Origin of the sequence: Streptomyces sp. AC512_CC834, from assembly GCF_019049325.1 — a bacterium.
In the GTDB taxonomy this organism is placed as follows: Bacteria; Actinomycetota; Actinomycetes; order Streptomycetales; family Streptomycetaceae; genus Streptomyces.
Genome location: NZ_JAGMUO010000065.1, coordinates 581,644 through 595,017, shown reverse-complemented (window position 1 = coordinate 595,017; position 13,374 = coordinate 581,644). Strand labels below are relative to the sequence as shown.

The window sequence follows — 13,374 nt, the reverse complement described above, 5'->3', positions numbered from 1 at the left end:
TCCCCATGACGCACCAGGGAACCGACGTGAGCTGGGCGCTCCGCGACCTTGTGGAGTCCATCCAGGAGATCCGCTTCGCCCTCGTGGCCTCCAGCGACGGCAAGGCCATCACCTCCTACGGCGCCGAAGACCCGGACGACGTGGACCGCTTCGCCGCCGTGGTGGCCGGACTGCAGGCGCTGGCCCAGCCGGTCGCCGAGCAGTTCCCGCAGCACGCGGGGCAACTGCGGCTGGCGATGATCGAAGTGGACGGCGGGCACCTCTTCGTCGTCCGCGCGGGCCTGGAGACGTATCTCGGCGTCCTCGCCCGCGAGGGCCTCGACCAGGGTCTGCTCGGCCATCAGATGCGCGATCTGGCCCGCCGGATGGGTGAACTCCTCGGCACCACTCCGCGCCAGGAGGAGCACTCTGGATGAGTGCTCCCCGCCGACCGACCGATCCGTCCGGTCTCGAGCGCTACTACGTCCTCACCGGAGGGCGCAGCGGGCCGGGCGGTTCGGCGTCGACCCTCGACGTGGCGACCCTCGTCGTCGCCCGTGCCGTTCCCTTACCGGGCATGCAGCACGAGCACGAGGAGATTCTCCGGCGCTGCCGCGACCCGCTGTCGGTGGCCGAACTCGGCGCCCACCTTCACCTGCCCTTCAACATCCTCGCGGTGCTGCTGTCCGACCTGCTCCAGGCGGGACGCGTCGAAGCCCGTGATCCCATCCCGGCGCACGACGCCGGTCGCGGGCCCGACCTCGCGCTCCTTGAGGAGGTACTCAGTGGACTTCAAAGGCTTTGACCGACCGGAGTCACCGACGGCCGGGGACACCCGCTCGGTGAAGGTGATGATCGCCGGCGGCTTCGGCACGGGCAAGACGACCATGGTCCGCTCCGTCAGCGACATCAAACCGCTCACCACCGAGGAGACCCTCACCCAGGCCAGCGCCGACGTCGACCACCTCATCGGCGTGGCCGACAAGACGCAGACCACCGTCAGCCTGGACTTCGGCAAGATCAGCCTCAACGACACGCTGATGCTGTACCTGTTCGGCACCCCGGGCCAGGAGCGGTTCTGGTTCCTGTGGAACGGCCTGTTCAAGGGCGCGCTCGGGGCGGTCGTCCTGGTGGACACCCGGCGGCTGGCCTCCAGTTTCCGGGCGATCGAGGAGATGGAGCGGCAGAAGGTCCCCTTCGTCATCGCGCTCAACGTCTTCCCCGACTCCCGGCACTACCCGGTCGAGGAGATCCGCGACGCCCTGGACATCCCGTCGCACACGCCGGTCGTCGCCTTCGACGCCCGCGACCGCACCGCCAGCCGCGACGTGCTGGTCACGCTGATACGACATCTGAAGGACCGCTCGGCCGCCGCCCTGGAGCCCCGATGAACGACGACCAGACCCCGTCCGCCGCCACGGGCGGCGGCTGCCCCGTCGCCCACGGCGAGGGCGTCACCCGGCTCTACGGCAGCGAGGCGGCCACCGACCCGCACGACATCTACGGGCGGCTCCGCAAGGAGCACGGCAGCGTCGCACCGGTGCTGCTGGAGGGCGACGTCCCCGCCTGGCTGGTGCTCGGCTACCGGGAGAACCGGCGGGTGCTGGACAACCCCCTGCAGTTCAGCCGCGACTCACGGATCTGGCGGGACTTCTGGGACGGCCGCGTCGAGGCGGCCTCCCCGCTGATACCGATGCTCGGCTGGCGTCCCGACTGCGTCTCCCAGGACGGCGAACCGCACCGGCGGCTGCGCGGCGCCGTCACGGACAACCTGTACGCCGTCGCGGGCCGCGGCATCCGCCGTCACATCACGCACTTCGCCAACAAGCAGATCGACGCGTTCGCCGACGCGGGCCGGGCCGACCTGGTGGCCGACTTCGCCGAGTACCTGCCCATGCTGGTCCTCACCCGCGTCTTCGGCCTCGCCGAACGGGAGGGGCGCACCCTCGCCGAGTCGAGCAACCAGGTGATCAAGGGCGGCGCGGACGCCCTCACGCACAACGAACGCATCATGGGCATCCTCGGCGAACTCGCCGCGCGCAAGCGCGAGGAGCCCGGATCCGACTTCACCTCCGGCCTCATCGAGCACCACTCCGGCCTCGACGAGGACGAGATCGTCAACCATCTGCGCCTCGTGCTGATCACCGCCCACACCACGACCAGCAACCTGCTGGCCCGCGCGCTCCAGCTCCTGCTCACCGACGCCTCCTGGCTCTCCGGCCTGGTGAGCGGGCAGCTCAACCTGTCCACGCTGGTGGAGGAGGTGATGTGGAACTCCCCGCCGCTCGCCGTGCTGCCGGGCCGGTTCGCCACCGCCGACCTGGAACTGGGCGGCTGCCCGGTCAAGGAGGGCGACCTGCTCGTGCTGGGCCTCGCGGCCGGCAACCACGACCCGGAGATCCGCCCCGACACCGCAGTCTCGGTCCAGGGCAACGCCTCCCACCTCGCCTTCAGCGCGGGACCCCACGAGTGCCCGGGGCAGAACATCGGCCAGGCCATCATCGAGACGGCCGTCGACGTCCTGCTGCACCGCCTGCCCGGTCTGCGCCTGGCCGTGCCGCCGGCCGACCTCACCTCCACGGCCTCCACCTGGGAATCACGGCTGGACAGCCTGCCGGTGGAGTTCGCGGCATAGCGCCACGCGGGGTCGTACGGCGGCACGCGGAGTGCGGCGCCGCCCGGGCCGGGGCGTTCCCCGGCCCGGGCGGCGCGCCCGTCTCACACGCTCAGCAGATCGTCCACCGACCCCCGCCCGGCCAGTTCCGCCGTGGCCACCGGGCCCTCCTTCGCCGCCGCGTACCGGCCCGTGGTCAGCGCCCACTCGTAGTTGCCGTTGATCCAGTGCTGGATGGCCTCCACCCCCATCCGCACCCGCGTCCGCTCGTCGGTGTCCAGATCCAGCTCGTCGCACATCGCCGGCACCCGGGCCTCCAGCGCGACGTACTCGTCGAGGCAGGCGATCGTCATGCGGTACGCCTCGTCGGCCGCCTCCTGCCAGGAGCAGCCCCGCTCCCGGTGCAGGACGGCGATGAGGTTGTGGCCGTCGCCGCGGCGGCGCTCGCGCTCGAAGGAGTGGATGTCGTTCATGAACCCGATGGTGTCCGCGGCCAGGTCCCGCATCCGCTCCATCAGCGGATGCGCCATCGCGGCGGCCGGCACCTCGAAGCCGCGGCTGCGCTCGCCCGCGTCGATGCTGTGGTGGATGCCGACCGTACGGCGCCGGAAGACGGTGTAGTCGTCGAGCGTGAGCGTGCCGGCCCGGTCGTGGGCCGCCAGGTCGACCTCCTCGCAGTGCGCCACCAGGAAGCGGCCCCAGGAGGCGGCGAACCGCGACGTCCAGGTCAGGGACATGCCATCCGAGAGGTGCCCCCAGACCTCGGCCCAGGCCAGCGTGATGGGGCACTCGACCCGCGGCGGCGTGCCCGCGGGACGCAGCGGTGTGGCGATGAGTTCCCGCGCCACCTCCGCTATGCGCTCCGCGCGGTCGGGCCGGCCGGCGTCGAACTGGTCGTCGAAGAGGAAGGCCAGGGAGAACCAGTTCATCAGGACGACCATGTCGTCCGCCGACGCGTGGGGGTAGGTGCGGGCCGCCGCCTCGGCGAGGTCCCAGGACCGGTACTCCTCGAAACCGGCCCGGCTGCGCACCAGTCCCCGCTCCCGCACCCAGCGCAGATGCCGGTCACGGGCGTAGGCGAGATGCGGGCTCACGGGAGTGTCGAAGGGGAGGTCGAAGCGGACGTCCTGGGACATGTGTTTCCTTTCGGGAGACGGAGCGCAGAGTCCCCCGGCCCTGCGAGCGGACGGTCGTCGGACCGTCCGCACACTCGAACTGGCCTTCACGGAGCGAAAGTTGAACCGAGAAGCGCTTCGAGGCTGCCCCGACCCTAAATGATCTACACGGGGTCCGGTGGTGATCTTCGCAACTACGTCGCGGCATCCACCCACCGATTGATTCGGCCGGGCGGGGATATCCGCTAGGTACAGGGCGCGGGGCACGACGCCTCGCGTCCGGAATCCTTCGGAGGAGACACATGGCACTGGTCAACGCGGGCGTCGTGGTACTCGACTGCGCCGAACCCGAGAGGCTCGCCGAGTTCTACAAGGGGCTGCTGGGCGCGGAGGAGACCGACGTGAGCGCCAACCGGATCGAGATCGAGGGCCCCCGCGGCTTCCGCATGGCCTTCCGGCGGGACGTGGGCGCCACCCCGCCGAGCTGGCCCCGCCCGGAGAACTCCCTCCAGGCCCACCTGGACTTCGTGGTGACGGACCTGGACGAGGCGGAGCGGGCGATCGTGGGACTCGGCGGGCGCCCGGTGGAGGCGAAGGACCCGGCCGGCCCGCACGAGGAACGCGGCTTCTCCGACCCGGCCGGCCACTCCTTCACCCTGCGCCTCACCCTCGCGCCGACGGCACCCAAGCAGGGCTAGCTGCAGCCTGCCGGATGCCGTCGAGACGGGGAGGAGGGCGGACTTCGGTGGGGTCAGTCGCGGCCGCCCTTGTCGCCGACCGGCCACACGCCGGTCCGGCGTTCGATGGCCTTGGCACCCGTGCGGTCCACGGCGCTGCGCACCGCGGCGAAGATGGCGCCCTGGATCGCGGCGGCCAGCAGGATCTCACCCCAGCCGCGGTCCGGGTCCAGGGCGTCGGGCGCGTCGTCCTCGTGCCGGATCATCTTCCAGGTCTTCTGGAACGTCATCCCGGCCAGCGTGCCGCCGAGCCAGCCGAGCGCGAAGCCGACGGGCTTGTAGGCGAGCGGGAGCTTCTTCTTCTTTTTCTTCGCCATGCGGATCCCCTTGCGTCGTGTGCGCTGATCGAGAATGCGGGAGCGGGTGAGGATGAGGATGAGGATGAGGATGAGGGTGAGGGTTTGCGGGCGGCCGGTCCCGGGTCAGGGCCTGCCCCGCACCGGTATCTCCTCGTCGGCCCGGACGGGCCCCGGCGGGGTGCCGTCGCCGAACGGCCGGCCGCCCAGCTCCTGGCGGTGATGGGGGGTGAGCCAGCCGGTCAGGTCCGGGCCCAGGGGCACGACGGCGGTCGGGTTGATGCCGGTGTGCACCTGGTAGTAGTGGCGCTTGATGTGGTCGAAGTCGACGGTGTCCCCGAAGCCGGGGGTCTGGAACAGATCGCGGACGTACCCCCACAGCACCGGGTTCTCCGTCAGCTTCCAGCGGTTGCACTTGAAGTGGCCGTGGTAGGCGGCGTCGAAGCGGACCAGCGTCGTGAACAGCCGGATGTCGGCCTCCGTGATCGTGTCACCGACCAGGTAGCGCCGCCGTTCCAGCCGGGGCGTCAACTGCTCCAGCCGCCGGAACACGCCCGCGCACGCGGCCTCGTACTCCTCCTGGCCCGTCGCGAAGCCCGCCCGGTACACGCCGTTGTTGACGTCCTCGTAGACCGCCGCCATCACCTCGTCGATCTCGTCGCGCAGGGCGTGCGGATACAGATCGGGCGCACCCGGCCGGTGCAGGGAGGCCCACTCCGTAGCCAGGTCGAGCGTGATGCGCTGGTAGTCGTTGGTCACGAGCGCGCCGCTGGGCACGTCGACGACGGCGGGCACGCTCACCCCGCCCGGGTAGCCCGTCTCCCGCCGGTCATAGGCCTCGCTGAGGTAGCGGATGCCGAGGACCGGGTCGCGGCCGTCCGGGTCCAGCGTGAACCGCCAGCTCCGGTCGTCCTGGATCGGGTCGGCGATCGCCAGGGACAGGGCGTCCTCCAGACCGAGCAGCCGCCGTGAGACCAGCGCCCGGCTCGCCCACGGACAGGCACGGCTCACCACCAGCCGGTAGCGGCCGGACTCCACCGGCCAGCCGTCCCGGCCGTCCGCCGTGATCCGGTCCGCGAAGTGACTCCGGGACCGTTTGAACGCCTTCCTTCCGTAGCCGCTGTTCCCGGGCGTCGCGTCGTCACCACTCATGGGCCTGCCTTCCCGCCGTCCGTGTCTCTTCGCATCGGTGCTCTCGTAGAGGCGTTCCCCGTTTTCGGCCGTCGGCACTGGTGGCCACCCGCAAGGCGGTCGGCGGATTCGTCGTGGGATCGCCCGCGCGCGAGGCAGCGGAAGGCCCCGCCGCGACGGGGGAACGCGGCGGGACCCGAACGACGGGTTCCCGGCAGGTGCCGGTCCATGCGCGTCGGCCCGGGAAACCTCCGCGCGCCCGGTTCAGCTTCCGTCGGCCGGTTCCAGGACGAAGACGGGGATCTCCCGGCCCGTCTTCTTCTGGTAGTCGGCGTACGACGGATACGCCGCGACCGCGCGCTCCCACCACTCGGCCTTCTCCACACCGGTGACCTCACGGGCCGTCATGTCCCGCCGCACCGGGCCGTCCTGGAGTTCGACCCGGGGATCGGTCCGCACGTTGAAGTACCAGACCGGATGCTTGGGAGCCCCGCCCAGGGAGGCGACCGCGGCGTACCGGCCCTCGTGCTCGACGCGCATCAGCGGCGTCTTGCGCAGCTTGCCGCTCCGCGCGCCCCGGGTGGTCAGCACGATGACGGGCAGACCGGTGTCCTTCAGGGTCGTGCCCTTGGTGCCGCCCGAGCTCTCGTACAGCTCGACCTGTTCGCGCACCCACTGCGTCGGGCTGGGTTCGTACTCGCCGTCAAGAGGCATGTGTGCATCCGTCCCATCGTCGCGTTGCAAGGCCGCGGCCGGTGTGGCCGCCGACCCATACCCGACCATCCTTACCGCATCCGGCTTCTCGACCCGGGGGTCCGCGCGGCCATCCGGAGGGAGCACGTCCGCCCCGGCGCCCGCCACACGGTGCCGCTCGGCCAGGTACGGCGGGCGGGGAGGGGCACCCGGCGGCCCGATCGCGCCACGTCCGGCGGGCACGCGAGCGCGCCGGACCGCGGGGGACCGTTGCGTCGCCCTCCGACGCGGTGGTCCCCGGCCAGTCTGCGCCCGCCACCGATCTGGCCGAACTTGGCGTCGTCCCATAGATGCCCGAGGCATCTAATGAAGATCGGCTCGACGCACTCTTCGTCTGCGAGGTCTTCCATGACGGACACCGACACGACGGACACCGACCCGACAACGGACACCGACCCGACAACGGACAGGGTCCCGACAACGGACAGGGACCCGGCGACGGACGGGGACGCGGCGCACTCCGTCGCCTTCCCGCAGGACCGGACCTGTCCCTACCAGCCGCCCGCCGCCTACGACCCGCTGCGCGCCGCCCGGCCGCTGGCCCGGATCACCCTCTTCGACGGCCGCCCGGCCTGGCTGGTGACCGGACACACCGAGGCCCGCCGGCTGCTGGCCGACCAACGCCTGTCGACCGACCGCACCCGCGACGGCTTCCCCGCGACCTCGGCGCGGCTGGCCGCCGTACGCGGACGCACGCCCGCCCTGCTCGGCGTCGACGACCCCGAACACCGCGCCCAGCGCAAGATGGTGCTCCCGGAGTTCACCCTCAAACGCGCCGCCGCGCTGCGCCCGCGCATCCAGCGGATCGTCGACGAACGCCTCGACGCGATGATCGCGCAGGGCCCGTCCGCCGATCTGGTGACGGCCTTCGCGCTGCCCGTGCCCTCGATGGTGATCTGCGCGCTGCTCGGGGTGCCCTACGCCGACCACGACTTCTTCGAGGAACAGTCCCGCCGGCTGCTGCGCGGCCCCCTGCCCGCCGACACCCGGGACGCCCGTGACCGACTGGAGGCGTATCTGGGGGAGCTGGTCGACCGCAAGCGGACGGCACCCGGCGACGGACTGCTGGACGACCTGGTCAGGCAACAGTTGACCGAGGGCGAGATCGACCGGGAACAGCTCATCGCGTTCGCGGTGATCCTGCTGGTCGCGGGCCACGAGACCACCGCCAACATGATCTCGCTGGGCACCTTCACGCTCCTGGGCAACCCCGCGCGGCTGGCCGAACTGCGCGAGGACCCCTCGCTGCTGCCCGGCGCCGTCGAGGAGCTGATGCGCGTCCTGTCGATCGTGGACGGGCTGCTGCGGACGGCCACCGAGGACATCGAGGTGGACGGGCAGACCATCCGGGCCGGCGACGGGGTCCTCTTCTCGACCTCCGTCATCAACCGCGACGAGACCCGCTACCCCGAACCCGACGCCCTCGACTGGCACCGCCCGGCCCGCCATCACGTCTCCTTCGGATTCGGCATCCACCAGTGCCTCGGCCAGAACCTGGCCCGCGCCGAACTCGAGATCGCCCTGCACACCCTCTTCGAGAGGCTGCCCACGCTGCGCCTGGCCGCCCCGCCGGACGAGATCCCCTTCAAACCCGGCGACACGATCCAGGGGATGCTGGAACTCCCCGTGGCCTGGTAGGAGGGTTCCCGGCATGCGTATCGGTATCGACAAGGACATCTGCATCGGCGCGGGACAGTGCGCCCTGACCGCCCCCGACGTCTTCACCCAGGACGACGACGGCTACAGCACGCTCCGGCCCGGCCGGGAGGACGGCGGCGGCAGCCCACTGGTACGGGAGGCGGCCCGGGCGTGCCCCGTGGGCGCCATCACCGTCTCGGAGCGGGTGGGCTGACACCGGGACCTCCGGCGGCACCCGCCGGAGGTCCGCCCAGTAGGGTTCCCGGGTGAGCGAACAGGCCGGAACCGGCACCGCCCAGAATCCCTTGAATCCCTTCCTCTACGTCGTCGTCTGCGCCGCCGGCGTGGCCCGCGACGTCGGCGGGCTGATCACCGCGGCGCGGGACCGCGGCTGGGAGGTCGGCGTCTTCGCCACTCCGGTGGCCATGAGCGGCTTCTTCGACACGGCGGCCGTCGAGACGCTGACCGGCCGCCCCATACGTTCGGCCTGGCGCCGGCCCGGCGATCCGCGGCCCTTCCCCGCGCCGGACGCCGTCGTGGTCGCGCCCGCCACCTTCAACACGGTCAACAAGTGGGCCGCGGGCCTGGCCGACACCCTCGCCGTGGCCACCCTGTGCGAGGCCTGCGGCCTCGGCGTCCCCGTCGCCGTCCTGCCGTGCGTCTCCGACGCGCTGGCCTCCCATCCCGCGTACCGGGAGAGCCTGGCCCGGCTGCGCGGGATGGGCGTGCACTTCGGCGACCCGTACGCGGGGGAGGCGGGGGAGGGGGAGCGCGGCGGCCGTCCGGAGTTCGGCTGGGAGCGGGCCCTGGACCTGCTCGAACGCCGCTGACCCGGCCGGAGCCCGCGCCCGCGCGCAGACGTACGCTCGCCCTGGTACTGATGACCGGCGAAGACAGGAGCAGCAACGATGCAGTACGTGAAGCTCGGTTCGACGGGCCTGGACGTGTCGCGGATCTGTCTGGGCTGCATGACCTACGGCGTTCCCGGCCGGGGCACGCACGAGTGGACCCTCGACGAGGAGGCCTCGCGGCCGCTGATCCGGCAGGCGATCGAGGCCGGCATCACCTTCTTCGACACGGCCAACGTCTACTCCGACGGCACCAGCGAGGAGATCGTCGGCAAGGCGCTCGGCGACTTCGCGCGCCGGGACGACATCGTGCTCGCGACCAAGGTGCACGGCCGGATGCGGTCCGGACCCAACGGCGGCGGACTGTCCCGCAAGGCGATCATGACCGAGATCGAGCACAGCCTCGGGCGCCTGGGCACCGACTACGTCGACCTCTACCAGATCCACCGCTACGACCCGCACACGCCGGTCGAGGAGACGATGGAGGCCCTGCACGACCTGGTCAAGGCGGGCAAGGTCCGCTACATCGGCGCCAGTTCGATGTACGCCTGGCAGTTCTCCAAGATGCAGTACACCGCCGAGCGGCACGGCTGGACGAGGTTCGTGTCGATGCAGAACCACTACAACCTCGTCTACCGCGAGGAGGAGCGCGAGATGCTGCCCCTCTGCGCGGACCAGGGCGTCGGCGTACTGCCCTGGAGCCCGCTCGCCCGCGGCCGCCTCACCCGTGACTGGGACACCGCGACCGAGCGCAGCGCCACCGACAGCTTCGGCAGCACCCTGTACCAGGACGGCGACCGTGCCGTGGTCGAGGCCGTCACCCGCATCGCGGGCGACCGCGGCGTCCCGCGCGCCCGGGTGGCCCTCGCGTGGCTGCTCCACCAGGACGGGGTGACCGCTCCGATCATCGGCGCGTCGAAGCCGGGGCACGTCGAGGACGCCGTGGCGGCGGTCGAACTGACGCTCACCGAGAAGGAGATCGAGGAGCTGGAGCGGCCCTACGCACCGCACCCGATCGCGGGTCACTGACTTCCGGTCTCCCGGTCTCCCGGTCTCGCGGACTTCCGGGCTCGGCCCCTACAGGCCTCAGGGGCCGGTGCCCGGCTCCAGGGCGGTGACGGACACCGAGGACGCGTTGCCGCCCACCGGGACCGCGCCGGCCGTCCACTTCACCTCGAGCGGTTCCCGCTCGTCCGGCGGGGTGACGAGCAGCGCCGCCGGAGTGGCCGTGCGGGCGCCGCTGATCTGCGGGCTGGAGAACGACAGCCCGGCCCACGCGCTCTTGCCGGGCGCCAGCGTGACCGTGTTCGGGGAGGCGGGCGTGCGCTCCGGGTCCGGACCCAACTGCCCGCCGGACGCGTCCACGAAGGCAGCGCCCGGGTAGCCGTACACCGTGCAGGTGCGCTCGGAGGTGTTGGTCAGCACGACGGGGAAGTTGCGCTGGCCGGCCCCCGGGTCCATCCGGCCCACGGAGGCCCGCAGCTCGGAGGTGTGGCAGCGGCCGTCGGTGCGGGCCGAGGCGGAGGCCGATCCGGCGGTGTCGCTGGGCGCGGCACCGACCGCCGGCGCGGTGGCGGTGCCGCTTCCGCTGCCGGTGTCGGAGCCGGCCGTGCGGGCGGCCTTGGTGGGTCGCGGTGTGCTCGACGTGGCGTTTTCGTTGCCGCAGGCGGTCAACAGGCCGAGGAGCGCGACCGCGCTCGCGACCAGGGCCGTCCGGCGCACCGGCTGGGACGTGTTCGCCATCGGTTCTCCACACTCCCGTCAGGTCTCGCGCACGGTCCCCGCAAGGCGCGGCACCGTACGTCCTGTGCTGTCGAGTGTCCCGTCCAACGGCCCGGGAAACGGCGGCCCGGGAAACGGCCCCCGGTGAACGAGGGGCTCACTCCGCGTCGTCGAGCAGTGCCAGCTCGGCCCAGATCGTCTTGCCCTCGGTCGTGTGCCTGCTGCCCCAGCGCTGGGTGAGCTGGGCGACCAGCAGCAGGCCGCGCCCGCCCTCGTCCCAGGTCTTGGCCCGGCGCAGATGCGGCGCGGTGTGACTGGTGTCGGAGACCTCGCAGATCAGCGTGGCCGTGTCGTGGATCAGCCGGAGCCGGATGGGCGGGGAGCCGTACCGGATGGCGTTGGTGACCAGTTCGCTCACGACCAGCTCGGCGGTGAAGGACGCCTCCAGCAGGCCCCAGGTGGAGAGCTGTTCGAGAACCTGCTTGCGTACCGGGGCGACCAGTGCCGGGTCGGCCGGGATGTCCCAGGTGGCGACCTGCCCGGCGGGCAGCCCGCGGGTGCGGGCCAGCAGCAGGGCCACGTCGTCGGCGGCGCTGCCCGAGGGGAGGAGGGTGCGCAGTACGCGGTCGCAGGCGGTGTCCAGGGAGTCGGCGGGGGCGGCCAGGGCCTCGCGCAGCCGGGCCTGGCCCTCGTCGGTGTCGCGTTCCCGGCTCTCGACCAGCCCGTCGGTGTAGAGCGCCAGCACGCTGCCCTCGCGCAGCTCCAGCTCGGCCGACTCGAACGGCAGCCCGCCCACGCCCAGCGGCGGCCCGGAGGGCAGCTCGAGCTGCTGGGGCGCCTCGTCCGGCGGGATCAGGACGGGCGCCGGATGACCCGCCCGGGCCAGGGAGCAGCGTCGCGACACCGGGTCGTACACCACGTACAGACAGGTCGCGCCGACCTCGCCCGCCCGGTCGTCGCCGGACTCCTCGGACAGCCGGACGACCAGGTCGTCGAGGTGGGTGAGCAGTTCCTCGGGCGTCAGGTCGATGTCGGCGAGGGTGCGGACGGCGGTGCGCAGCCGGCCCATGGTGGCCGAGGCCTGGATGCCGTGGCCGACGACGTCCCCGACGACCATGGCGACCCGCATCCCGGACAGCGGGATGACGTCGAACCAGTCGCCGCCGACGCCCGAGCGGGCCGCCGGAAGATAGCGCGAGGCCGCCTCCACCGCGGCGGTGGGCGGCAGCCACCGGGGCAGCAGGCTGCGCTGGAGAGTCAGCGTGGCCTCCCGCTCCCGGCTGTAGCGGCGGGCGTTGTCGATGCAGACGGCGGCGCGGGCACTGACCTCCTCGGCCAGCAGCACGTCGTCGTGCGTGAACGGGTCGGGACGCCGGAAACGGGTGAAGACCGCGACGCCGAGTGTGGTGCCGCGGGCCTGGAGCGGCACCGACATCGTGGAGTGAACGCCGTACTCCTTCACCCGCCGCAGGCGGACCGGGTCCCACTCCATCCAGTGCTCGAGGTCGCCGAAGGCCTCGGCGGCCACGATGGCCTGACCCGAGAGCAGACACTCGGCCTGCGGGGAGCCGGCCGGGTAGACGTCCAGTTGTCCGGTCTCGGCCACCGGCGGGCAGTCCGCCGCGGTGACCGACCGGTGGGCCGTCCGGCGCAGGGTGACCGGCGGTTCGACCACGGTGGCGGGCTCACCGCCGTGCTCCCGCGGGTCCAGCAGGTCGACGCTGACGAAGTCGGCGAGCGCGGGAACGCACACGTCCGCCAGCTCCTGGGCGGTACGGGTGACGTCCAGCGTGCTGCCGATGCGCACGCTGGCCTCGTTCACCAGTTGCAGCCGTTCCCGGGCGCGGTGCTGCTCGGTGAAGTCGTGGGCGCTCACGCACACGCCGCAGACCTGGCCGCCGGGGTCGGTGAGCGGCGCGATCCGGGCGTTCCACGCGTGGGCGCGGCTCTCGCCGACGGCCCTGAGCCGGGTCTGCATGTCGTGCCGGCGGCCGGAGGTCAGCACGTCCCGCATCTGCCGCTCCAGCTCCACGTTCTGCGGCCGGCCGCTGAGGTCGGTGGCCCGCAGACCGCGGACGCGGTCGGACGGGAGCCCCACAAGCCGCGCCATGGCGTCGTTGATCCCGCGCAGCAGAAGCCGGTCGTCGAAGATCATCATGGCGCAGGGGGACTGGGTGAGGGCCGCTCTGATCAGCGGGTCTTCCTCCGGTTCTGGCCCGGTCTCCAGCGGAGTGACGGCGAGCCACGTGCCCGGCGTGCCGTCCGGTGCCGGTCTGCGGTGCGCGAGCACCCACACCGACACGGTGCCCCCGTCGCGGTGCCGCAGTGCCAGGGTGCCGCTCCACTGTTCGTCGTCGCGCCCGGGAGGGGTGCCGTGACGGCCGTCGGCGAGCAGGTCGGCGGCGGGGCGCCCCACGACCTCGGCGGCCGGGTGGCCGAGCAGCAGACGGGCGCCCTCGTTCCACTCCCGCAAGGTGCCGGAGTCGTCGACGACGACGCGGGCCGTGGCGGCATCGTCGAACGGGTTGACCGGACTCATCG

General features: G+C 72.2%; 15 protein-coding genes. 9 read left to right on the top strand and 6 right to left on the bottom strand.

Features of this window, described 5'->3' with window-relative positions:
- Positions 1 to 5 precede the first annotated feature (5 nt).
- Genes KUM40_RS24855 through KUM40_RS24840 form a run of 4 tightly spaced genes read left to right on the top strand, consistent with a single transcriptional unit; the run spans position 6 to position 2,614 of the window.
- The gene (locus tag KUM40_RS24855) at positions 6 to 416 is read left to right on the top strand and encodes a roadblock/LC7 domain-containing protein (RefSeq protein WP_019327713.1); all 411 of its coding nucleotides are present in this window, start codon (positions 6 to 8) and stop codon (positions 414 to 416) included.
- The gene (locus KUM40_RS24850; protein WP_217168320.1) at positions 413 to 784 is read left to right on the top strand and encodes a DUF742 domain-containing protein; all 372 of its coding nucleotides are present in this window, start codon (positions 413 to 415) and stop codon (positions 782 to 784) included. The genes KUM40_RS24855 and KUM40_RS24850 overlap by 4 nt, the downstream gene beginning before the upstream one ends.
- Positions 765 to 1,370: an ATP/GTP-binding protein gene (locus tag KUM40_RS24845; protein ID WP_217168319.1), complete on the top strand. Its 606-nt coding sequence runs from the start codon at positions 765 to 767 to the stop codon at positions 1,368 to 1,370. The genes KUM40_RS24850 and KUM40_RS24845 overlap by 20 nt, the downstream gene beginning before the upstream one ends.
- Complete coding sequence (locus tag KUM40_RS24840) at positions 1,367 to 2,614, top strand: cytochrome P450 (protein WP_217168318.1); 1,248 nt, start codon at positions 1,367 to 1,369, stop codon at positions 2,612 to 2,614. Before KUM40_RS24845 ends, KUM40_RS24840 begins: the two co-directional genes overlap by 4 nt.
- Positions 2,615 to 2,697: 83 nt before the next feature.
- On the opposite strand, the gene KUM40_RS24835 is transcribed toward KUM40_RS24840, so the two are convergent.
- On the bottom strand, positions 2,698 to 3,729 hold the full coding sequence (locus KUM40_RS24835; protein WP_217168317.1) for a 7-epi-alpha-eudesmol synthase: 1,032 nt from the start codon (positions 3,727 to 3,729) through the stop codon (positions 2,698 to 2,700).
- 281 nt (positions 3,730 to 4,010) lie between these two features.
- On the opposite strand from KUM40_RS24835, the gene KUM40_RS24830 reads away from it, so the two are divergent.
- Positions 4,011 to 4,406 carry a VOC family protein gene (locus tag KUM40_RS24830; RefSeq protein WP_217168316.1) on the top strand — a complete coding sequence of 132 codons (396 nt, stop codon included), beginning with the start codon at positions 4,011 to 4,013 and terminating at the stop codon, positions 4,404 to 4,406.
- A 53-nt stretch (positions 4,407 to 4,459) separates the two neighbouring features.
- On the opposite strand, the gene KUM40_RS24825 is transcribed toward KUM40_RS24830, so the two are convergent.
- From KUM40_RS24825 to KUM40_RS24815, 3 genes are all read right to left on the bottom strand, one after another.
- Positions 4,460 to 4,762 carry a DUF4235 domain-containing protein gene (locus tag KUM40_RS24825; protein WP_217168315.1) on the bottom strand — a complete coding sequence of 101 codons (303 nt, stop codon included), beginning with the start codon at positions 4,760 to 4,762 and terminating at the stop codon, positions 4,460 to 4,462.
- 105 nt (positions 4,763 to 4,867) lie between these two features.
- Positions 4,868 to 5,893, bottom strand: a complete 1,026-nt coding sequence (locus KUM40_RS24820; protein ID WP_217168314.1) for a glutathione S-transferase family protein — start codon at positions 5,891 to 5,893, stop codon at positions 4,868 to 4,870.
- Positions 5,894 to 6,136: 243 nt separating this feature from the next.
- A complete protein-coding gene (locus KUM40_RS24815; protein WP_217168313.1) occupies positions 6,137 to 6,586 on the bottom strand; it encodes a nitroreductase family deazaflavin-dependent oxidoreductase in 450 nt (149 codons plus the stop codon).
- 387 nt (positions 6,587 to 6,973) lie between these two features.
- Here KUM40_RS24815 and KUM40_RS24810 point away from each other — a divergent pair, with 387 nt between their 5' ends.
- The 4 genes from KUM40_RS24810 to KUM40_RS24795 all read left to right on the top strand — a co-directional run bounded on the left by KUM40_RS24810 (position 6,974) and on the right by KUM40_RS24795 (position 10,140).
- Entirely contained in the window at positions 6,974 to 8,263 is a 1,290-nt protein-coding gene (locus KUM40_RS24810; protein ID WP_254395534.1) for a cytochrome P450, read from the top strand.
- 13 nt (positions 8,264 to 8,276) lie between these two features.
- Positions 8,277 to 8,477: a ferredoxin gene (locus tag KUM40_RS24805; protein ID WP_217168311.1), complete on the top strand. Its 201-nt coding sequence runs from the start codon at positions 8,277 to 8,279 to the stop codon at positions 8,475 to 8,477.
- 52 nt (positions 8,478 to 8,529) lie between these two features.
- Positions 8,530 to 9,093, top strand: coding sequence for a flavoprotein (locus tag KUM40_RS24800; protein WP_217168310.1), 564 nt, complete (start codon positions 8,530 to 8,532; stop codon positions 9,091 to 9,093).
- Positions 9,094 to 9,171: 78 nt separating this feature from the next.
- A complete protein-coding gene (locus tag KUM40_RS24795; protein ID WP_217168309.1) occupies positions 9,172 to 10,140 on the top strand; it encodes an aldo/keto reductase in 969 nt (322 codons plus the stop codon).
- Between the two features lie 57 nt (positions 10,141 to 10,197).
- On the opposite strand, the gene KUM40_RS24790 is transcribed toward KUM40_RS24795, so the two are convergent.
- Positions 10,198 to 10,854, bottom strand: a complete 657-nt coding sequence (locus KUM40_RS24790; RefSeq protein WP_217168308.1) for a DUF4232 domain-containing protein — start codon at positions 10,852 to 10,854, stop codon at positions 10,198 to 10,200.
- A gap of 136 nt (positions 10,855 to 10,990) precedes the next feature.
- The gene (locus tag KUM40_RS24785) at positions 10,991 to 13,372 is read right to left on the bottom strand and encodes a SpoIIE family protein phosphatase (RefSeq protein WP_217168307.1); all 2,382 of its coding nucleotides are present in this window, start codon (positions 13,370 to 13,372) and stop codon (positions 10,991 to 10,993) included.
- Positions 13,373 to 13,374: the final 2 nt, after the last annotated feature.